Below are 21138 nucleotides of genomic sequence, written 5' to 3'. Positions count from 1 at the left end.
GAAGGGGGTTAACCTGAAAAAATGAGGAGGCTGATATCTTAAAGCTCAAACCTCCTAGTATGTCTGTAATATGGTCTTTTCCTGATAAAATGTGGTTCTCTCGTCCTAAGACTAGTCTTCCTGAACTATTATTAATATTGCGCATAAGCGATACTATTTCTGGGTGTCTGTACCTAATCTCCTTAACAAGCTGTTGTTCTATAGCCCATTTATCAGAGGTAGTTACAAATACAACCATTACTTCCCCGGTTGTATGTCCCCGGCGAATCATTATATTCCTTAAGAATCCCTTTCTCCTTCCCCAATGATAAGGAGTTACTTTATACTTGTTAATCAATTCATCCAGAGTAGCGACGATCTCGTTAATTTTATCATCCACCAGTAAGCAGCCCTCACTTCCTACATCTACTGCTGGTTGGTGGCTTCCGCCTTCAAAAAAACCCAGTTTAATCTCATTACCTTCCTGCCAAAGGTGTAAATGAATTTTATTACGGTAATGCCACGGATTAGACATACCAAGTACCTCTTCAACTGGTACATTCTTTAGATTTCCTATTCTTTCAAGGGCTGTCTTAACAATAGCCCTTTTATGTAATAAATTATTGTTGTAATCCATATGCTGAAGATGGCACCCTCCGCATTTATGGGCTGCCTGACAAGCTGGCTCTATTCGATTATTACTTTTCTCGATAATATCTATGAGCTGGGCTCGAGCAAAGGATTTTTTAACCTCTCTAATTTCAGCTCTAACCTTTTCGCCAACCAGTGCGCCTGGTACAAAAACCACCATGTCCTGTAGCCTTCCTATGCCTTCGCCGGAGTGCCCCATACTGTGAATATCGAGTTCAATCACATCTCCAACTCGAACTGGTATAAACTTTTCTTGCATTATTACACCTCTTTGAGTATGATAAAATTTTCAAATCTGTTTGGGAGCTTACCTGAGATTGAAGAATAAAAATTTTATTCTGGCTGCAGTAGCTAGTGCTACATTTCTTGATACACTCATTTATGAAATTATTACTAACACCGCCTTTTCCCTAGGCCATCTTGCTGACCCATTAATAGGCGGTGGGTGGTTGGAATTATATCCCTTAAACTGGCTCTTTGTATTATACAGCATAGTAATCCTTATAGGGATATTTCTACTTAAAAAGAATATTGGCGAGCATGTAAACCAGCTTACAGAGCGGGACAAGTTACCTGTCCCTCTGTCCCATGATTCATAATATTCAGACTAATTTTACTAGTATCACTTTATTTTTTCTTATTGTTTATCTTTCTTAACTATGTTAAGCTTTCACCCAAATATATGTCATGCAACTGACAATGTTTGGAGGTGGATTTTGATTGACTGATAAGATAAAAAGAGATACTAACATTTCCCGTCTCCATGATTTGGTTGTTTTTCAAAAAATAAGGGATGCGAAAAAAAAGCCTAGGAAAACATTAGCAAAGAAATCTCCTGAAATAATCACTGACAGCATGGGCCAAATGATTTTTTACGATTCATCCGGTTCTGTAACAAAATAATTATTTCTTTAGGATGCTTTCTATATATAAATTTACTAAATACATTGAAACCTCTTCATGTTTTAAGATTTGCATATGACCAACGAAATGTTTAGCCGGTAGCCTGTTTACATTTAATATGTAACCCTCTGAAACAGGCTTACCCGTCTCATCTAAAATACAACTGCCCTGGGCATGGACAACCATATCCTGATTGGTGGCAAAGGTGGCCACCCTCAATCCCCCTTTCTGAAGCTCTTCTATTGATTTTCTCCTTTTGTAGGTGTTCTCTTCTAAGTTCTTGGACTCCCATATTAGATACCTTACTGCCGGTGAGCTTAAAATAAAATCAATTTTCGAAAATACTTCCATAATCATTTCGGGTACTTTGAAGGATGCGCCTGATAATGGAGAATTCAGGGTTACCACACCCCCTATTTTCTTTCTCATTTCTTCACTGGTAGAGCTTACAAAATCCATAGCAATTCTACCACCTAGGCTATGACCAATCAGGATAAAACTGGCCTTAGGATGACTAGAAGAATACTCTCTAACTAAAAGCTCTAGATTTTTCACACTGATTTGTAAAGGCTGTCCGGTATCTTTGGATTCATATTTATTAGGATACCATCGTCCCCTTTCAACCTTACCCCCTGTGTAACTATATAATAAAAATCTATTATCGGTAAATGTGAAACCGGCCCTAGCCATATTTCTTCTTATTACTTCAAAACCCATATCATTATAGCGAGTACCATCACACTTACAATCCAAGCCATTAATAAATATAAAGTATAAATCTTCTTGTCCACCATTTCCCAGCATCAAACTGCTAACTTCTAATGGAGCTTTATCATTTCTTGACTGCTGTGGGTAGATATATGAAGGTAGTACAATGACAAATAGCAGAGAAAAAACAGTAAGAATACAAGCTTTCTTCATACCTATCCTCCAGTTTATGGGATAGGTTTTATTTTGCAACATTTTCCTGGTATTTATAAGCTAGTTTTAAAAATGTTATTCCCAGAAAAACAAAATAGCTGTAATGCTTTTACTTGATTTAACATTTTTATTATAGATGCGACAAATTTCGATATAATACTACATTTTTCTGTATATCGCCCCTGTCATTATTTAATGGGGGGTGATTATCAAAAAAACTATGTTTGATTGTAAATAAGCATAATTTGTAGGAAGGAGGTTATCACCGAATGGAAAATTGCAAAATTGTAATGGATTTAAGAGATGGTACAGGAAGAATCAGGGGTTATTCCCAGTTGATCTCAAAGAAAACCCGTGATAAAGAGATCCTGGAACTCACCTTAAACATTATGCATGAAACTCGGGAATTAATGAAATTATTAGACAGAGTAGAATCCGAGTTGCATGGAAATTAAAATAGCTGTTTGATGGTGCTGTGCAGCAGTGCTCCTGCTGCACAGATTTTTTAGGGAAAGAAAAAAGCCCTAAGGATTAACTCCTAAGGACTTAATTATTGCCACAATCCGGACATTGATTGTCTCTCCTGATTTCAACTTCCAAAAAAGACATTGTCAGACCATCCATGGTCAGCATCCTGTTTACTAGTAAATCCCCTTGACCAAGAAGGTATTTCACAGCCTCAGTCGCTTGGATACAACCAATAATTCCAGCTATAGAACCTAAAATCCCCACATCTGCCGTCGATGTCACCGACCTTTCGGGAAGTTCCCTAAATACACACCTAAAACATGGCCCCTGACCGGGTATTATGGTCATGACTTGTCCCACCATCGATAGCACTCCCGCGTGAATAAAGGGCTTCCCAGCTTCTATACATGCCTTATTAATGACATATCTGCTGGCCAGGTTATCAGTTGCATCCACCACCAGGTCGTATTGTTTTATTAAATCAACTGCATTTTCTTTGGTTAATAATTTTTGATAAGCAGTTACTTCAATGTCAGGGTTGATGCTCTCAAGCTTTTCCTTTGCAGATTGCACCTTCGGTCTGCCAATATCGGCGGTTGCATGTAATATCTGCCTCTGCAAATTAGAGTAGTCAACATTGTCCCCGTCAATTAGGCCAAGCCTGCCAATCCCTGCAGCACCCAAGTAGTAAGCCACAGGGGAGCCTAATCCACCAGTTCCAACGATTAGCACAGAGGACTGAAAAAGCTTTAACTGCCCTGCCTCTCCAACACCTGGCAGTTTTATATTGCGATGATATCTTTTTTGTTGAATTAAATCTAAGGATTCAATTTTTGCAACATTTGTTTTTCTATTATTTACTACCTGTTCTTCTATAAGGTTTGCAACGGAAGGTATATCCTCCAGTTGGAATACCGGAAGACCTAACTTAAGGGGTAAATCACTTATCACCGCCAATAACTCTTCCGGTGCCAAAACAGGCTCTTTTGATATAGCGGATCTAACCAACTCCAACTTTGGCTGGGGACCACCCTTGAAGCCTTCCACAATGATGATATCAACGTCCCCCATGTATGAAGCGATTTCCTCTATAGACATCTCTTGCTGAAGTTTTCTCACCAGCCCAAAGCCTTTAGGGGTGGCAAGACCCACCACCTCTGAACCGGCCTGAAAATGACGCCAGGTATCCTTTCCCTCAATATCCATTTCAAATGCCCCACGGTGGTGCTTTACAGAGCCAACTCTATAGCCTCTGAATTTAAACTCTTTAATAAGCTTTTCAAGAAATGTTGTTTTTCCTGAATTTGAACATCCCACCACTGAGACAATCGGCGGCAAATTATTATTCTGCCTGGATTTCAACTTCGTCCCCTACCTTCACCGGGCCACCCCGAAGTACTCTAATAAATATGCCTTCCTTTGGCATGACACAATCTCCAGCTTGATGATAGATGGCACAGCGGGTATGACACTCTTTACCTATTTGGGTGACTTCACCTAAACCATCTTGTCCAATGCGAAGTTTAGTTCCAATCGGCAGAGAGACTAAGTCGATACCCTCGGTAGTAAGATTTTCTGCAAAGTCACCGGGGCCAACTTTAAGTCCCATTTGCCTCATTTTTTCGATACTTTCAATGGCTAGCAGGCTAACTTGACGGTGCCAATCACCCACATGGGCATCCCCTTCTAGGCCATGCTCAATCTTAAGAATAGCTTCACCTACATTTTTCTTTCTCATACCCTTTTTGGGGCTTGTACAAACGGCTACTATTCTTCCCATGGTTTTTCCCCTTCCCTTACAAAGTCTCCACTTTTTCCGCCACTCTTTTTTACTAACCTGATATTTTGAATTTCCATTGCCTTGTCCACGGCCTTACACATATCGTATATAGTCAGGGCCGCAACACTAACTGCAGTAAGGGCTTCCATTTCAACACCAGTTTTGCCGTCAGTTTTTACGATTCCCTGAATCTCAATTTTATCTGGCGGTAATATTTTAAAATTAATATTAACCCCTGTAATCATTATTGGATGGGCCATTGGTATCAAATTAGGAGTGCTTTTAGCGGCCATTATTCCAGCAACCCTGGCCACACCTAATACATCTCCTTTAGCCATACCGCCCTTTTCTATTAGCTCCAGGGTTTGAGGAGACATAACCACCTCTCCCCTTACCTCTGCTGCCCTGGATGTATCAGCTTTTTGGGTGATATCCACCATGCGGGCATTTCCCTTGGCATCAAAATGTGTTAGCTGTGACACTTTATTACCCTCCTATTTGGCTCATGACCCTTCTATCAGTCCAACCTTGATCCATGTGGTGCTGATCTGGTTTAAGTTTAATTGCACCGGCTATTAGTTCAGCCAATTCCTGCCTGCCGGCCCCCCTCCGCATGGGGGTCTTCAAATCTATCTCTTGCTTACCGTACAAGCAGGGGCGTAATTGACCGTTTGCCGTTAAGCGGAGTCTATTGCACTTGGCGCAAAAATGTTCGCTTATTGCGGTGATAAAACCGATAGTTCCTTTTGCACCTGGTAATCTGTAATATTTGGCAGGTCCGTTACCCGTTACCTTTGTTTCTATATCAAAGGTACCAAATTCCTCCTGAAGCTGTTGCATTATTTCTTCAGCAGAAATAAAATTTCCTACGGCCCAGGGATTACATTCACCAATGGGCATTAACTCAATAAATCTTACATGTAAGGGCATTTCCCTGCTGAGCCTAACAAAATCCCCAAATTCCCGGTCATTAACTCCACGAACAGCCACAACATTTAATTTAACCGGATGAAGTTCCAGCTCAATTGCCTTCTCTATACCCTTCCATACAGCATCAAATTTTCCAAGTCTCGTAATATCCTTGAAATTATCCGGGCTAAGACTATCCAAGCTAAAATTCACCCTGGTGAGTCCAGCATTTTTCAAATCCTTAGCCATATCTGCAAACAAAACCCCATTTGTGGTAATGGAAATATCATCTATTTTGGGGTTTGCTAAAATATGCTCAAACAAATCTAAGATGTTTTTTCTGATTAACGGCTCTCCACCTGTAATACGAACTTTTTTTATTCCTAAATCTGATGCAGCATCTACGATTCGCCCAAATTCTTCGAGACTTAGTATTTCCCAATGGGGAGTATGTTTTACTCCCTCAGGAGGCATGCAGTAAACACATCGTAAATTACATCGATCTGTAACAGAAATACGAAGGTAGTTAATATTTCTCTGATGATTGTCAATCATTATCGTAGCCCCCTATTAGTTAGTTAACCAAGGTTTTAAGAAATGATGGCTTGCTTAACCTCTTTTTGAAAGGGTACCCATTGAAGTAAGTCACTTACTGTCTGATTCTTTGGTTGACGATATATTTCCTGCGGAGTCCCACTCTGTATCAAATTTCCTTGATCCAAGACGGATAATCTATGAGCCAAATATGGTATCTCATTATAATCATGGGTAACAAACAAAGTAGCAATATTTGTATCATGCAGCAAGCTTGCCAAATCAAGCAACAGTTTCCCTCGGGTAGGGCTATCTAAGCCGGTAAAGGGCTCATCCAGAAACAACACCTCTGGCTCCAAGGCCAAGGCCCTGGCAAGGCTAACCCTCTGAGCTTCTCCACCCGAAAGGTATCTAACTGATTGCTTTGCCAAATGAGTTATGCCCAGACGTTCGAGCCAATGCTCAACTCGGTGTGCTTGTTCATTTTTAGGAACTTTTCTAAGCCGAAGCCCCGTTTGAACATTATCTTTAACAGTCATATCTAATAATAACGGCTGTTGAAATACATAGGCCATTTTTTTCCTATTTTCTAAAAGATTTCCTTTATGAATTTTTTCTCCCTTAAAAAACAAATCTCCTGAAGTAGGTTTTTGCAGCAAGGATAAAACCTGCATAAAGGAGGTTTTACCAGCACCGTTAGCCCCAATTAACGCAGTAACCTGTCCTTCATTTATTGCAAAGGAGTCGATATCCAGGATATTTTTACCACTTAAATTTAATTTTATATCAAAGGCTTCTAAGACTGCCATCCCTACGGACACCTCCCCTTTTGCTGAGCAACAGTAAGTATCACTGTGATGGAAAATGCTAAAAGTAAAAGTATTATACTCAAGGCCATGGCCAGGTCTGTATTACCCTTACTTACTTCCAATACTGTTGCCGTTGTTAATACTCGAGTAGAGCCTACCAGATTGCCACCTACCATGGTTGCCGCCCCTACCTCTGACACTGCCCCTCCAAAGCCCGCCATGACAGCTGCCAATAGGCCTAGACGGGCCTCCCTGGCCATCAGCCAAAGTAATTGCAGCCTGGACGCCCCCAGGGAAAGAATTTGCAGCTTAAGTTTTGGATGAAGTTGTTGAAAGGCTGCCAGGGTAAAGCCAGTGACAACGGGAAAGGCAATTATTCCCTGGGCAATAACCATTGCGGTAGGGGTATACAATAGGCCCAACAAGCCAAGGGGGCCATACCTACTTAGTAATAGCCAGACAAATAAACCTACCACCACCGGAGGTAAACCCATACCAAAATTTACAATACTGACAACAATATTTCTGCCTGGAAAGGAAGTCAGGGCCAGGAAAAAACCTATAGGAACTCCAATCAACACAGCGATGACAGTAGCCGTACCTGAAACCTTTAGTGTAAGTAGTGCAATCTCTAAAACTTCTCTATCGCCGGATAATAGTAGTTTTACTGCTATGATAAAGCCATTCCAGAATACTTCCACTAACTAGTCACCACCATTATGTTTTGATAAGCATAGCGAGTTCCTTAACAAGGGCAGAGGGTTTTCCCCTGCCCCTGGCTTCCTTACTGTTAACCTCCACCAACAGGTGGAAAAAGGGCTACTCGGTCACCGTCCTGCAGTATAGTATCAAAGGATTTGTGCAGACCATTTACTAAAGAAGTAAAAACTTCTTCTTCAGGGATACCATATTTCTTAAGAACATCCAAGATGGTAGTTCCCTCTGCAATTTGAACAGGAATCAACTCCCCATACTTGGTTCCCGTAAATCTTTCCAAACCCGTATAAACTCTCAACTCAATCTGCATGTCCGGTCACCTCTTAATTATACTACATCTATTGTACCAAATGAACTTAGAAATTAAACACAGAATCAAGTTCCTCGTCAGTTATATCGAATATTGTGTCGTGAGGAGCCAGCTTTTCATTATAGAAGAACTCCGGTAAGCGATCATCTGCATTGGTGAATCCTGCTGCAGCGTTAAAGGCACGCTCATTCTTAAGAATGCTTTGTCCTAAGGCTACAACATCATTAACGGTTAATTCTAAGCCATACTGGGCATTTAGCATCTCAACGATGGCTGGTAGACCTTCTGGATTGTCAAGAACACCAAAGGCTACAAACAGGCACAGGCCGGTAGCATCAACTGCAGCAGTGGCAATTTGCAGGTTACGGGAAAGATCAACTTGACCTTCTGCCTTGGTTGGGTCAACGAAGCCACCCACTTTAAGAATGTTAGCAGTTACAGCATAACCGGCAGTGTGGTCACCACCCATTGGGCTGGTAGCATAGGTTACACCGTTACCCTTGCAGCTTCTGGGATCATAAGCTGGAATGCCTTGCCCCTTAACAGCAGCTACTCTGGTAATTCCATAGGCTTTTCCTACAAATACGGCGCCATTACCAAGGATACGTCCTGCTGGGGTACCTTTAGCAACTTCTTCTAGAGCTGCTACTGCGGCATCGGCATCACCAAAGGGGATTACTCCGGCTTCCATTAATACACCCAGGGCAACACCCATTTCGATGGTATCAAGACCTGCATCGTTACAAATGTAGTTTAGCTTAGCAACCACATCTAAGTTATCAATTTCCAGGTTAGGACCAAAGCACCAGGCAGTCTCATACTCGATAGGGGAGCAAACTTTGCCATCGGGCATTGGATAAACATTGGAGCAGCGCATAATGCATCCTGGGTGGCAGGCGTGGGTAGCTTTTCCGCCGCGTGCCTTTGCAACTTCAGCTAAAGTCTCGCCGCCAACGTTGTTGGCGTTTGCAAAACGTCCAACATTACTGAAGTTTCTAGTGGGCAGAGTACCAGCTTCACTGATGATATTCATCAGTACGTTGGTTCCAAAGGCAGGGAGACCTTCACCTGTAACAGGGTGATCCATAAGAACTTTGGCAAATTTCTTAGCAGCTGCTGAGAAGCGCTCCTTATCCTTTACTGGAACGTCAAAGGTCTTAGGAGCATCAACTACGATTGCCTTAACTCCCTTTGAACCCATTACCGCACCTAAACCACCACGTCCAGCATAACGACTGGAGTTTCCTTCAGCGTCATTGGTAGCAACTCCAGCGCCCATCAGCATCATTTCACCAGCTGGTCCGATGCAGATAACGCCTACTTTGCTGCCATAACGTTCCCGTAAAATTGCAGTAACTTCATAGGTTCCCTTATTAGCCAGCTCATCAGCGGCCAAAAGCTCAGCACCGTCTGGAGAAACTTTAATAAGCCAGGAACCCTTTTCAGCAGGCTTTCCTTCTAAAATTATAGCCTTTATGTCAAGGTTGGCGATTTTCTGTGAGCAGATACCACCAGCATTGGCCTCTTTAATACCACCGGTCAGAGGACTCTTACCTCCTACGGAAAGACGCCCTGAAGAAGGAGCATTGGTTCCTGATAATAATCCAGGAGCAATTATCACCTTATTAAATTCACCTAGGGGATTGCAGGTTGCTGGAACTTCATCCAGTACCATTTGGGAAGTTAATGCCCTGCCGCCTAAAGCAAGGTATTTTTCTGGAACATCCTCAAAATTGACTTCCTTCTTTGCCATATCGACCCTTAAAAATTTTGGCATAGTCCAATACCTCCTTAAATATATAACTTTTTTGGGAATACTACCTAATTTATTCGGTAATAGATTTTCTTTTCCTTCTTTTTTTTATTTTCAAAGAATTTTTCGTAATCCCCCCTCTTATATCTTTAAACTGAATATTTTTCGAATTCAAACATATCTAGCAACCTTATAAGCTTGCAAGGATTGTACCAAATAATATAATAGCATTAATATCGGTAATATGCCTAAAATGACACAGGAATCAGTTCCATATTAGGACATATGTTTCAAAATGCCACATTTCTAGACCTAAAAATCGCTTAACTAATGGTCTGAATTTTGCGATATAATTATATTCAAAATATATTTATAAGGAGGGGTATGTTTTGGGTGCTATCGAGTTAAGATGCTTTTCCAAGCTTCAAAGTGTAATGGCTGAAAAGGGCTTTAAATTTCCCGAAATGTATGAAGTAGGCGAAAGTATAACAGGCGTAGAATTAATACATAAGCTTGAAATAACACCTGAGCAGGTTGAGGCTATTATGATTAACGGAAAGGTGCAGAGCTTAGAAACGGTAATTAAATCCGGGGATAGGGTTGCTTTAATCCCTCCCGGCACTCCCGGCCCATACAGGGTCATCCTTGGCCTTGTTAACAAGGAATAAGCATTAATAAATAGCCAGGAAGTACATCACACTTGAACTTCCTGGCATCCTTTATCCATTAATATTTATATTGTACTCCTTAGCCTTTCTGTACAGGGTATTTCTACCTATGCCCAGTGCCCTTGCACTCATGCTTACATTACCGTTATAAAAGCCCAAAGTCTCCTCTATGGCCCTAGCCTCCAGTTCTTGAATGCTTACTGGAAAAACATCCTTTATTCCCCTTCTGCCAATTGTTGTTTGTAGGGATTTATATAAGCCTTCCACCTTGTAATATAGATTTAATATTTCTTGTTCTTCCATATTTTCCAGATTTTCCTCATCGATTGATTTCAATGCTACTTCACCGATGATTTCAGCCTGTTCGGTTTGTGTATTGCTAGGATAACCTTCCTTAAAATTGATATGACTTTGTCCGGTAATCTTATTTGAGATATGCTCAGGAAGAACCATATTCCCATCACAGAGGGCCAATGCTTGCTCAACAACATTAGCAAGTTCCCTAATATTACCCGGCCAATGATAAGCATTCATATCTTCTATACAGTTAACTGAAAATATTGGCATTATGCCGGCATTTTTGTCCCAGAATTTATTGATAAAATGTTCTACTAACGGTGGTATATCTTCTTTTCGCTCCCTAAGGGGAGGTAGTTCCAGCCTAACAACATCTAACCTGTAGAATAAATCTTCACGAAAACTCTTCTGGGCTACTGCTTCCTCCAGATCAACGTTTGTAGCAGCAATAATCCTCACATTTGTCTTTACAGGTTTCTCTCCTCCTACCCTGAGAAATTCACCTGTTTCAAGTACCCTTAATAATTTTACCTGTATGGAGAGACTAGCCTCACCTATCTCATCTAAAAATAGTGTGCCGTTGTTTGCCAGCTCAAAGATACCCTTACGCTGCACATTGGCACCAGTAAAGGAACCCTTTTCATGACCAAACAACTCACTCTCTAATAAATTTTCAGGCAGTGCTCCACAGTTTATAGCTAAAAATGGCTTGTCCCTGCGATTGCTGGCAGCATGAACGAATCTTGCCAAAACCTCTTTGCCGGTTCCCGTTTCCCCGTGAATCAGTACGTTAATATCCTTTGTAGCAATCCGTTCCGAGATAGAGACCAACTTAATCATCTTAGGGGTTTTTCCCACTTGAAATCCTACATCCTCTGCAACCTTTGCCCAACCATAATCTTTGTCATCAAGAGCTCCCTCAGTTTTACTAAAACTAAGGGCCTTTTCAATTAATTCTTCAACTAGTTCAATATCATCAAAGGGCTTCTCAATATAATCAAAGGCTCCAAATTGAATTGCTTTTACCGCAGTTCTTGTGGTGCTATAACCAGTCATAATGATAACTTCACAGCCAGGTTGGTGCGCTTTAATATGCTGTAGCAATGATAATCCATCGGCATCTGGCAATTTCAGATCAACCATTGCCACATCAAATTTTTCCTGTTCAATTAGCTCATAGGCCTGAGCCCCAGATGAAGCAACTCCTATTCTATAACCCTTGTTACTAAGCAGCCTGGTAAAAAATGTTCCAACAGGCTGTTCATCATCTATTACTAAAATTCCTGGACCGTTAACCATTAAAACTTTCACCCCCAATATCCTATTTTATAGGCAATATAAATTTAAAGGTACTACCTATACCCAGTTGACTGTCACAATGGATTGTACCCCCATGAGATTGGGCGATACCTAGACTAACAGATAAACCCAGGCCTGTTCCTTTGCTTGCTTCTTTGCTGGTATAAAAGGGGTTAAATATTTTGTTAATATTTTCCTGGTCAATGCCCTGACCATTGTCATCGACAGAAATTATTACGCATTTTTCCCCTTGATGCTGGGCGACCGAGGTTGAGATGGTGATACGCTTCTCTCCCAGATTTTCCTCCAGTGCATCCCTGGCGTTTAATAACAGGTTAATTAGAACCTGCTGTAGCTGATGTCCATTGGCCATAATTACAGGAATATCCTGATCAAGGTCTTTGTTTATGGCAATATTATTTCTATTTATTTGATAATGAATAAGGCTTAAAACCTTATCCACTTGCTCATTTACATTTGTCTCTGTCAATGAAAATTGTCCCTGCCTAGAAAAGGACAGCAAGTTTTGAATTATTTTCTTACATCTCATGCCACAGCCAATGATATCATCCAGCCATTCAAACCTGAGATCATCTTTCCCCATATCCCTCTGCATCATCTGGGCTGTTCCTATCATTACCGTCATGGGGCTGTTTAACTCATGGGCAACCCCCGCTGCCATTTCACCTATAGCCACCAGTTTAGCAGAGTTCACTAGCTGTGCTTCCATTTTTACCTTCTCAGTTACATCCTTTACATGAAGGATTACTGCATAGATCTCCCCATTGGGATCCACCATGGGATAATAAAAAGCATCTAAGATAACGCCATCATTTTGTATCTGTCGATAAACGGCTTTACCAGTCATATGAACTTCGTCTAAGGTGCAATATTCACATGGAATGCTTCTTTTCCAGAGAAGCTCATAACATTTTGGGTTTTCTTTAGGCTTCTCAGTAGTTAAACTAATATGGCGCTGGTTATGCCGAAGCACCGAAAAATTCTTGTCAATTAAAAATATTGGATCGGGTACAGCCTTAAATGTTTCTTCCCATTCCTGCTTACCCTTAGATACTTCTTTATATAGCCTTGCATTTTCTATACATATTGCTAGTTGGTCTGCTAACTGTTGAATAAAGGTTAATTCCGAATTATCATAGGCAAATTCCTGATCATAGCCAACGATCAGAAGTCCAATAACTTCATTGCGCACCATAAGGGGCACTATGGCCACAGAGCGCAGTCCCCAGTTCTCTAATGGGTCCCTACCTTCATTAAGCTTACAAACAAGCTCCTCACGATAATTCAAATTGTATAAAAGCCTCTGGCACTTAGCATAGGCCTGCCACAAAACCGATGTTCTGGGAACCGGCTGTCCCAGGTTGCTATTTCCTGGTATTGCTGCGGTCATCACCAGTTGATTTGCCTTGGCCATGGCAAGACCAAGAAAGCAACAGGGAACCGCCTGTGGCAGTTTGTTATAAACCCTTTCTACTATGTCTGAAAAGGACATATCGATATTAATATCCTTGATCAGCTGGTGTATAATCTCAAGCCTATTGATTTGTATTTTGATTTGTTCATTAGAGCGCTGAACTTCAAGGTAATAGTTGAGTTTTGAAGAGTTAACCCCAGTCAAGTTTTGTATAATATTTAGTTTATCACCAAACACGAGGCAACCCCTCCCTTTAAAGCGCTTTTCTGTATAATTCCTCGATATCATCAGCTGTTGTATCCCGTGGATTTGTTACCAAACAAGCATCCTTCACAGCGTTTACGCTTAGCATTTTGATATAATCCTCTTTCATTCCCACCTGGCTTAGGCGTTCCGGGATACCTATATCTCTAAAGAGCTTTCTGACAGCTTCGATGCCTTTTTCGGCAAGTTTCCATTTGCCAATACCTGCGCTATGCACCCCCATTGCCTCAGCAATATTAGCAAATTTCTCGCCACATGAGATCATATTATATTGCATAATGTAGGGCAGCAATATACCATTGGTTTCGCCATGGTGTAAATCTAGTAATCCGTCAACCTGGTGGGTCATGGCATGGGTCGCTCCTAATATGGCATTAGAGAAGGCTAATCCCGCCTGGAGGCTGGCCATGGCCATGGATGCCTTAGCTTGAAGATTGGTTGTACAAGCTACTGACTCCCTGAGATTTTCTGTTATCAATCGAATAGCTGCAAGGGCGTGTATATCCGTAAGAGGTGTGGCAGCTAAGGAGACATAGGCCTCAATGGCATGGCTAAGGGCATCAACACCGGTAGCTGCAGTAAGTCGGGCACTTTTTGTCTGTAATATCAAGGGGTCAACTATGGCAATATCAGGTATTAGTGATTTTGAAATAATGGCCATTTTTACCTGTCGGGCCTTCTCAACAATCATTGAAAATTGGGATACCTCGGCTCCTGATCCACCAGTTGTGGTTACTATAACCATTGGCGGCAGTGGTGAAATGATCTTATTTACACCCTCATAGTCCTTTATTTGACCACCATTGGTTGCTAATATTGCAATGGCCTTTGCCACGTCTATGGGGCTACCTCCACCAACGGCAATTATACCATCGCAGCCACTTTCAAGATATTGTGCCGCTCCCTTAGCTACCTCAAAATCCTTTGGGTTTGTGGTTAACTCAAACCAAACATGGGAACTTATCCCCACTTCCTTAAGATAAATCAGCGCCCTCTCTACCCATCCTGCATTTATTACTCCCTCATCACTTACCAAAAAGGCTCTTTTGATACCTAACCTTACCGCACTTTCCCCAACCTGACTCATAGCCCCCAGGCCAAATATTACCTCAGGGGCAACAAATTTGCTAATATTCAACAAATTTCCCTTTTGCATATCCCGCCACCCTCTGACAAATTATTCATAATTGTAGGTCAATTCAAACTTGTCCTGTAAGTAATTCTACAAAGATACGTATATCCCTTCTAAAGTGCTCCAAAAAAAAACAGGTGGATATAATATCCACCTTTAAAGCAATTATTTTAAGGGGTTTATGATGGTTAATTATAATGCAGACTTAAAGATACCAATTACATCATCAAGGGTAGCAATTCTTGGGTTGGTAAAGCTGCAAGCATCCTTCATAGCATTTTCACCCATAATCTTCAGATCTTCTTCTTTAACGCCTAACTCGGTCAAGCCGGCAGGAATGCCTACGTCGGAGGAAAGCTTCTTAATAGCAGCCAGGGCCTTGTCAGCTGCATCACGTACAGACAGACCTTCAACATTTTCACCCATAGCCTTAGCAATGTCTACAAAGCGCTCGGGGCAAGCAATCAGGTTAAAGCCTTCCACGTGGGGCAGCAGGATGGCATTGCATACACCGTGGGGCAGGTTGTAGAAGCCGCCCAATTGGTGAGCCATAGCATGAACATAACCCAGGGAAGCGTTGTTAAAGGCCATACCAGCTAAGAACTCAGCATAGGCCATTTTGTCACGGGCTTCCATGTTTTGTCCGTTGGCCACTGCGCAACGAAGATTCTCAGAGATAAGCTTGATAGCCATTAAAGCTGCAGAATCGGTTACAGGGGTAGCAATGGTGGATACATAAGCCTCAACGGCGTGGGTCAGAGCATCCATACCAGTTGCAGCAGTTAATGCGGGAGGCATTCCTACCATTAATAATGGGTCGTTAATAGCAACGTTTGGTGTGCAGCGCCAATCAACGATGGCCATTTTCACCTTGTTGCTGGTATTAGTAATGATGCAGAAGCGAGTCATTTCAGAAGCGGTTCCAGCGGTGGTGTTTACAGCGATAAATGGAGGCATGGCCTTAGTTGTTTTATTTACGCCTTCGCAGTCACGAATATGTCCGCCATTAGTTGCGACCATTCCAATACCTTTAGCACAGTCGTGGGAGCTACCACCACCCAAGGAAAGAATCATATCTGCGCCGCACTCTTGGTAAACCTTTAATCCATCATGTACGTTTATGTCAGTGGGGTTTGGCTCAGCGCCTGCATATATAGAAACTTTAATGCCTTCAGCTTCTAACATAGCTTTAATATCGTCAGCCATGCCACCAGGACGGCCTAAGAAAGCGTCAGTTACGATTAATACGTTAGTGCCACCAAGGGTTTTAACCTGATTAGGGATTTCCTTGTGTGCTCCAACACCCATTAAGTTAACGGTGGGAATAAAATATCCAAATACCTGTTCGCCTACTGCCATTTTAAAACTCCTCCTTAAATATAATGTATTTTTGTAGGGGTGTTCCCCTCATTGACTATGCCATTAATAAACGCAAGGACCGTGCCAAAGTATTCTGTATTAATATAATTTTTTAATTTTACAGACTATTAAGGGAATTGAGATAATTGTGAAGAAAGTAACTTGTATTTTTATACCATCGGTGCTTCTTTTTAGTACAATATCTACCTTTATGTTTGTTCTATATCCGAACAATGATCTATGCTCGAACATTTCCTAACCTTTGCAGGAGTAACTAACTTAATAACGAATGTATCTGAAAGTAGTTTTACAGGGGTGGTCTTATGTTTAGAAAACTAACCTATCTAATAATCTCCTTAATCCTATTACTATTTTTTACTGGCTGTAAAACACAAACAGTAATTGTTGAACAAACCCCCGAGCCCCTTCCGCCTCCTCCTGAATCAATCACAGTTACTGCCGTAGGCGACCTTTTAATGCACATTCCCGTTGTCAATTCAGCTAAAACCCCAGATGGACAGTATGATTTTAAGCCGATATTTTCTGAAGTAGCAGAACATCTAAACTCAGCAGACCTCACCATAGTGAATCTGGAGACACGCCTGGCCGGCAAAGAGTTTGGTTATAGCGGTTATCCCTTATTTAATACACCCGAAGCATTGGCAAAGGATTTGAAGGATTTAGGAGTTGATATAGTTGCTACAGCCAATAACCATAGCTTAGACATGGGCTGGAAGGGGTTAGTGAACACCTTGGACAACCTGGAGTCAGCTAATCTATGTCATATGGGAACCTACAGAACATTAGAGGAAGCCCAGGAGGTATTTGTCAGAGAAGTAAAGGGGTGCAAAATTGGCATATTAAATTACGCCGAAAATACCAACGGCATACCCCTTCCAAAGGGTAGAGAGTACGCCGTTAACTTGATACACAGCAATAAAATTTTTGAAGATATCGAAAAGCTTAACGAGCAAAGTGTGGATTTGATCATAGCCTACCTGCATTTTGGTACCGAGTACCAGCGTCAGCCCAACCAGTTTCAAATTAAACTGGTTGAGGAATTATTTCAGCAGGGTGTAGATATTGTCTTTGGCAATCATGTTCATGTTATCCAGCCCATGATGCTTAAACAGACAATAACAGACGGATTAGAAAAACAGCAGTTTGTAGTCTATTCCCTAGGCAATTTTGTGTCTAACCAGGACTGGCGTTATTCTAACTGTGGATTAATAGTAAATGTAACCTTAGAAAAGACTCCGGACAAACTTATAATAAAGGATGTAGACTATATTCCAGTCTGGGTCCATAAATTCAAACAGGATGGCAAGCTCAGCTACAGGGTTCTACCAGTACAAAAGGCACTTGAAGATTATAATGCAGGTATAGAACCCCTTCTATCTCCCCTGGATTACGAAAGGCTTGATGAAGTTTGGCAGGATACAACAGGTCTCATATACGAAGCCTGCCCAGTTATATTGCCAAAGAATGTTCCCGGAGGTAGCAAGATATAGTTTGCTTTAATCCCTTAGGGAGAGGTTGATAAATTGAGTAATTTTCAAATTAGCCTGTGCCAAACACCTGTGGCAGATGATAAAGCTTTAAACCTGCAAACTGCCAAAGCTGCTATAGAAATGGCAGCTTTAGCAGGCAGTCACCTGGTAGCCCTGCCGGAAATGTTTAACTGTCCCTACGGAAAAGAATATTTTGATTCTTATGCAGAAGAATTTCCCCAGGGTAAAACCATAAAATTGCTTTCTGCCCTTGCAAAAAAACATTCCCTCTATTTAATAGGTGGTTCTATTCCCGAGAAAGAGAATACTCAGCTCTATAATACCTGCTTTGTATTTGGACCGGAGGGGCAACTACTGGCAAGACATAGAAAAGTTCACCTCTTTGATATTGATATCCCGGGTCAGATTAGCTTTAAAGAATCAGAGACCCTCACACCAGGAGATACGGTTACTTTCTTTGATACTCCTTTTTGCCGGGTGGGCATCGCCATATGCTATGACATACGTTTCCCTGAGTTCACGCGTTTGATGGCCTTGAAGGGTGCGAATCTTGTGGTGCTCCCTGCTGCCTTTAATATGACAACAGGTCCAGCCCATTGGGAGTTGACAATGAGGGCAAGGGCCTTGGACAATCAGATTTACTTGGCAGCTATTTCCCCCGCCCGGGATCAAACTGCCAACTATGTGGCTTATGGTCATTCTATGGTGGCAGGACCCTGGGGCAATGTCATCTCACAAGCCAATGCAAACCCGGCCATTGTCACTGCAGAAATAGATTTGGCTCAGTTGTCTAAAATCAGAGAACAATTACCATTGCTTAAACACAGGAAACCTGAAATTTATTAGGAAATTGAAGCCTCCTATGACAATATATTGTCATAGGAGGTGTAATAATGGTTCAAAAAATAATTGTGATAGATCCAGGCCACGGTGGCAGTGATCCAGGGGCTGTAGGTAATAACCTGTTAGAAAAGGACTTGAACTTAGATATTTCACTTAAAGTTGCGGCAAGACTATCCTCATACGATGCACAAATCAGGCTAACAAGGGACGATGATAGTTATATATCCCTAAATTCCCGGGCCGTCTTTGCCAACAACCTCAGGGCAGATTTATATGTATCTATCCATATCAATGCAGGAGGTGGGGCCGGTTTTGAAAGCTACATCTATAATGGTCCCGTCAGTACCCATACTGCTAACTTCAGAACCACTATCCATAATGTGGTTTTCAATTATTTAAAGGGCTTTGGGGTAGTGAATCGTGGTGAAAAAAGAGCCAATTTTTTAGTCCTGCGGGATACCTCTATGCCTGCTTTACTGCTGGAAAATCTGTTTATTGATAATCCAAGGGACGCCGCACTGCTAAAGGACTCAGACTTTATCAATGGTTTAGCCTTAGCTATTGCCGATGGTATCGTTGAAAGCCAATTGCTATCGCCTTTAACACAGGAAAATCCAACTATCCCGGCCGATCCTATTATTCAGAACCCGACTGTTCCTCCTGTCTGGGACCCCCAGGGGGAAATAGATAAATTAATTGCTTCAGGCATTATTGTTAACAACCATCAGGCAGATACTCCCGTCACCTGGGGCCAGCTTGCTACTGTATTAAATAGAATTATTGAACGTAATAAGTTATAATACCTTAGACTGTATAAAATAATTATTGAACAAATCCTAGCAAAGTAAACAAAGGAAGTGCTATAATTAGCCAGGTGATTTGACATGAATTTATCAACCCTACAAACATTTATTGCGGTTGCCGAAAAGAAAAACCTATCCCTAGCTGCCCAGGAGATCCATATTACTCAGCCGGCAATAAGTAAACAATTGAGTGTCCTGGAGTCTCATTTTGGGACTGCTTTAGTTGAGCGCAGGGGTCGAGGTGTAAACCTCACTCCCGCCGGGGAGATTTTTTACCGTCATGCCAGAGAAATATTGGACCTCTTACATCGGGCAGAGCAGGATATACGAAATATTTCCGGGGAAATCAGGGGACGGCTGGTGGTTTGGGCAAGTACAATCCCTGGTCACTATATTCTCCCAGGGCTTATCGGAGCCTTTAAAAAAGAGTTCCCCGATGTTCAAACTGTACTCCACATTGGTGATTCAAAGGAAGTTATAAGGAAATTACTGGAGGAATCTGCCCATGTAGGTGCAGTGGGGATTTCGCCAAATAACAAGCGCATCGAAGGCATAAAGTTTTTTTCGGATGAGCTGGTAGTAATTACCCCTCCCGAACACCCCCTGACCAAATTAGATGAGGTAGCTATAGATGTCCTGGCAAAAGAGCCCCTCGTATGGCGCGAAACAGGCTCGGGAACCAGAACCGTGGTTGAAAAGTACCTGTCCCAAGGGGGACTTAATGTTGATAAATTGAATATTGCTCTGGAATTAGGCAGCACCGGTGCCATTATTGCTGCCGTTGAAGCCGGCGCAGGTATTTCAATCGTTTCACGCTGGGCAATTAATAATGAGCTTGCCTTAAATAAGATCGCCACGCTAAAAATCAAGGATATCCCTATGGATAGGGATTTATATTTAGTTTACCCCCGTCGCAAAAATAAAAGCCCATTAGTAGAGGCCTTTCTCAATTTCACCCTACAGATAAGAAATACTTAAAATTAAAGCCCCCGTAGATTGCGGGGGCTCTCTCTTAGACCTGAACAACTTCCTTTACTTCGGGAACCGCCTGCTTGAGCGACCGCTCAATCCCATTTTTCAGGGTATAGGTAGCTCCGGGTCAACCACCACAAGCGCCTTTTAGCTTGACCTTTACAACTCCACTTTCATCAACGTCTACTAATTCAACGTCTCCCCCATCTCTTTGCAGAAATGGACGCACTTTTTCCAAAGCCTCTGCCACTTTTTCACGCATTATTGTCACCCCCTATGTTTTTCCTAGGTTTATATATCTCCCGATAATCACTTTTTTAATACTATATATAAAAATAAAAACTGCAGGCATCAACCTGCAGTTTACGTAGGATTATTAATCTACCCTGACAACTTCTTTTACTTCGGGAATCTGTTGCTTTAGTGTACGCTCAATACCGTTTTTCAAAGTATAAAGTGCACCTGGGCAACTGCCACAAGCTCCTCTTAACTTAACCTTAACTACGCCGTTCTCATCAACGTCTACAAACTCCACGTCTCCGCCATCCCTTTGCAGGAAAGGACGCACTTGCTCTAATACTTCTTTTACCTTTTCTTTCATTTCTTTATTACCTCCTAATAGAGACTCAGTGACAGAAAGTCTGCCTATTACTGACCATAAAATAATTGTATCATACCCGAATGTTTTTACAAGAAAAACTTGTCTAAATAAGAATGTTTTACCATTCACTGTATATTAGTTTATTAGAAAGATCTTTCATTTATATTACCATGTTATTACTTATAGCTTAAAAACAAAAACACCGGATAGACTACTTGCC

Annotated in this window: 24 protein-coding genes; 8 read left to right on the top strand and 16 right to left on the bottom strand. The window is 41.6% G+C overall.

The window, feature by feature from the left end:
- The coding region (rlmD, locus tag P6N53_RS14905) for a 23S rRNA (uracil(1939)-C(5))-methyltransferase RlmD (protein WP_304544546.1) at positions 1–889 on the bottom strand (889 nt) is incomplete at its 3' end.
- A 58-nt stretch (positions 890–947) separates the two neighbouring features.
- Between rlmD and P6N53_RS14900 the strand changes: the two genes are divergently transcribed.
- Both P6N53_RS14900 and P6N53_RS14895 read left to right on the top strand, forming a co-directional pair.
- Positions 948–1229 carry a hypothetical protein gene (locus P6N53_RS14900; RefSeq protein WP_304544544.1) on the top strand — a complete coding sequence of 94 codons (282 nt, stop codon included), beginning with the start codon at positions 948–950 and terminating at the stop codon, positions 1227–1229.
- 121 nt (positions 1230–1350) lie between these two features.
- Positions 1351–1533, top strand: a complete 183-nt coding sequence (locus P6N53_RS14895; protein WP_304544542.1) for a hypothetical protein — start codon at positions 1351–1353, stop codon at positions 1531–1533.
- Here the strand turns inward: P6N53_RS14895 and P6N53_RS14890 are convergent, their stop codons facing one another.
- Entirely contained in the window at positions 1534–2454 is a 921-nt protein-coding gene (locus P6N53_RS14890) for a PGAP1-like alpha/beta domain-containing protein (RefSeq protein ID WP_304544540.1), read from the bottom strand.
- A 269-nt stretch (positions 2455–2723) separates the two neighbouring features.
- Between P6N53_RS14890 and P6N53_RS14885 the strand changes: the two genes are divergently transcribed.
- Positions 2724–2909 carry a hypothetical protein gene (locus P6N53_RS14885; RefSeq protein ID WP_304544538.1) on the top strand — a complete coding sequence of 62 codons (186 nt, stop codon included), beginning with the start codon at positions 2724–2726 and terminating at the stop codon, positions 2907–2909.
- A gap of 91 nt (positions 2910–3000) precedes the next feature.
- Here P6N53_RS14885 and mobB read toward each other — a convergent pair whose 3' ends face one another.
- The 8 genes from mobB to P6N53_RS14840 all read right to left on the bottom strand — a co-directional run bounded on the left by mobB (position 3001) and on the right by P6N53_RS14840 (position 9758).
- Complete coding sequence (gene mobB, locus P6N53_RS18680) at positions 3001–4284, bottom strand: molybdopterin-guanine dinucleotide biosynthesis protein B (RefSeq protein ID WP_308447273.1); 1284 nt, start codon at positions 4282–4284, stop codon at positions 3001–3003.
- Positions 4265–4702, bottom strand: coding sequence for an MOSC domain-containing protein (locus tag P6N53_RS14870; protein ID WP_304544536.1), 438 nt, complete (start codon positions 4700–4702; stop codon positions 4265–4267). Before P6N53_RS14870 ends, mobB begins: the two co-directional genes overlap by 20 nt.
- Positions 4690–5184 carry a cyclic pyranopterin monophosphate synthase MoaC gene (moaC, locus tag P6N53_RS14865; protein WP_304544534.1) on the bottom strand — a complete coding sequence of 165 codons (495 nt, stop codon included), beginning with the start codon at positions 5182–5184 and terminating at the stop codon, positions 4690–4692. The genes P6N53_RS14870 and moaC overlap by 13 nt, the downstream gene beginning before the upstream one ends.
- Positions 5185–5188: 4 nt before the next feature.
- Positions 5189–6166, bottom strand: a complete 978-nt coding sequence (gene moaA, locus P6N53_RS14860) for a GTP 3',8-cyclase MoaA (RefSeq protein ID WP_304544532.1) — start codon at positions 6164–6166, stop codon at positions 5189–5191.
- Positions 6167–6201: 35 nt separating this feature from the next.
- The gene (locus P6N53_RS14855; RefSeq protein ID WP_304544530.1) at positions 6202–6954 is read right to left on the bottom strand and encodes an ABC transporter ATP-binding protein; all 753 of its coding nucleotides are present in this window, start codon (positions 6952–6954) and stop codon (positions 6202–6204) included.
- Positions 6955–6956: 2 nt separating this feature from the next.
- Complete coding sequence (locus tag P6N53_RS14850) at positions 6957–7655, bottom strand: ABC transporter permease (protein ID WP_304544528.1); 699 nt, start codon at positions 7653–7655, stop codon at positions 6957–6959.
- An 89-nt stretch (positions 7656–7744) separates the two neighbouring features.
- Positions 7745–7981 (bottom strand): MoaD/ThiS family protein, encoded by a 237-nt coding sequence (locus P6N53_RS14845; protein ID WP_304544526.1) that lies wholly within the window; start codon positions 7979–7981, stop codon positions 7745–7747.
- A gap of 46 nt (positions 7982–8027) precedes the next feature.
- Positions 8028–9758: an aldehyde ferredoxin oxidoreductase family protein gene (locus P6N53_RS14840; protein WP_304544524.1), complete on the bottom strand. Its 1731-nt coding sequence runs from the start codon at positions 9756–9758 to the stop codon at positions 8028–8030.
- 365 nt (positions 9759–10123) lie between these two features.
- On the opposite strand from P6N53_RS14840, the gene P6N53_RS14835 reads away from it, so the two are divergent.
- Positions 10124–10402, top strand: coding sequence for a MoaD/ThiS family protein (locus P6N53_RS14835; RefSeq protein WP_304544522.1), 279 nt, complete (start codon positions 10124–10126; stop codon positions 10400–10402).
- A gap of 51 nt (positions 10403–10453) precedes the next feature.
- Here the strand turns inward: P6N53_RS14835 and P6N53_RS14830 are convergent, their stop codons facing one another.
- The 4 genes from P6N53_RS14830 to P6N53_RS14815 form a co-directional block, all read right to left on the bottom strand.
- The gene (locus P6N53_RS14830) at positions 10454–11998 is read right to left on the bottom strand and encodes a sigma-54-dependent transcriptional regulator (RefSeq protein ID WP_304544519.1); all 1545 of its coding nucleotides are present in this window, start codon (positions 11996–11998) and stop codon (positions 10454–10456) included.
- A 22-nt stretch (positions 11999–12020) separates the two neighbouring features.
- Positions 12021–13670, bottom strand: coding sequence for a GAF domain-containing sensor histidine kinase (locus tag P6N53_RS14825; RefSeq protein WP_304544517.1), 1650 nt, complete (start codon positions 13668–13670; stop codon positions 12021–12023).
- A gap of 16 nt (positions 13671–13686) precedes the next feature.
- Entirely contained in the window at positions 13687–14853 is a 1167-nt protein-coding gene (locus P6N53_RS14820; RefSeq protein WP_304544515.1) for an iron-containing alcohol dehydrogenase, read from the bottom strand.
- Between the two features lie 168 nt (positions 14854–15021).
- Positions 15022–16188, bottom strand: coding sequence for an iron-containing alcohol dehydrogenase (locus tag P6N53_RS14815; protein WP_304544513.1), 1167 nt, complete (start codon positions 16186–16188; stop codon positions 15022–15024).
- A gap of 323 nt (positions 16189–16511) precedes the next feature.
- Here P6N53_RS14815 and P6N53_RS14810 point away from each other — a divergent pair, with 323 nt between their 5' ends.
- The 4 genes from P6N53_RS14810 (at position 16512) to P6N53_RS14795 (ending at position 20323) form a co-directional block, all read left to right on the top strand.
- Positions 16512–17699 (top strand): CapA family protein, encoded by a 1188-nt coding sequence (locus P6N53_RS14810; RefSeq protein WP_304544511.1) that lies wholly within the window; start codon positions 16512–16514, stop codon positions 17697–17699.
- A 33-nt stretch (positions 17700–17732) separates the two neighbouring features.
- Positions 17733–18545, top strand: coding sequence for a carbon-nitrogen hydrolase family protein (locus tag P6N53_RS14805; RefSeq protein ID WP_304544510.1), 813 nt, complete (start codon positions 17733–17735; stop codon positions 18543–18545).
- A 47-nt stretch (positions 18546–18592) separates the two neighbouring features.
- Positions 18593–19342, top strand: a complete 750-nt coding sequence (locus P6N53_RS14800) for an N-acetylmuramoyl-L-alanine amidase family protein (protein WP_304544508.1) — start codon at positions 18593–18595, stop codon at positions 19340–19342.
- An 84-nt stretch (positions 19343–19426) separates the two neighbouring features.
- Positions 19427–20323, top strand: a complete 897-nt coding sequence (locus P6N53_RS14795; protein WP_304544506.1) for a selenium metabolism-associated LysR family transcriptional regulator — start codon at positions 19427–19429, stop codon at positions 20321–20323.
- A 34-nt stretch (positions 20324–20357) separates the two neighbouring features.
- On the opposite strand, the gene P6N53_RS14790 is transcribed toward P6N53_RS14795, so the two are convergent.
- Together P6N53_RS14790 and P6N53_RS14785 are read right to left on the bottom strand one after the other, a co-directional pair.
- Complete coding sequence (locus tag P6N53_RS14790) at positions 20358–20579, bottom strand: NifU family protein (RefSeq protein ID WP_304544505.1); 222 nt, start codon at positions 20577–20579, stop codon at positions 20358–20360.
- Positions 20580–20693: 114 nt separating this feature from the next.
- Positions 20694–20918, bottom strand: a complete 225-nt coding sequence (locus P6N53_RS14785) for a NifU family protein (RefSeq protein WP_304544503.1) — start codon at positions 20916–20918, stop codon at positions 20694–20696.
- Between the last annotated feature and the right edge of the window lie 220 nt (positions 20919–21138).

Source organism: Desulforamulus aquiferis (assembly GCF_030577015.1).
Taxonomy (GTDB): Bacteria; Bacillota; Desulfotomaculia; order Desulfotomaculales; family Desulfotomaculaceae; genus Desulfotomaculum; species Desulfotomaculum aquiferis.
The sequence above is the reverse complement of the archived record's forward strand: the minus strand, read 5'-3'. Positions and strand labels throughout refer to the sequence as shown.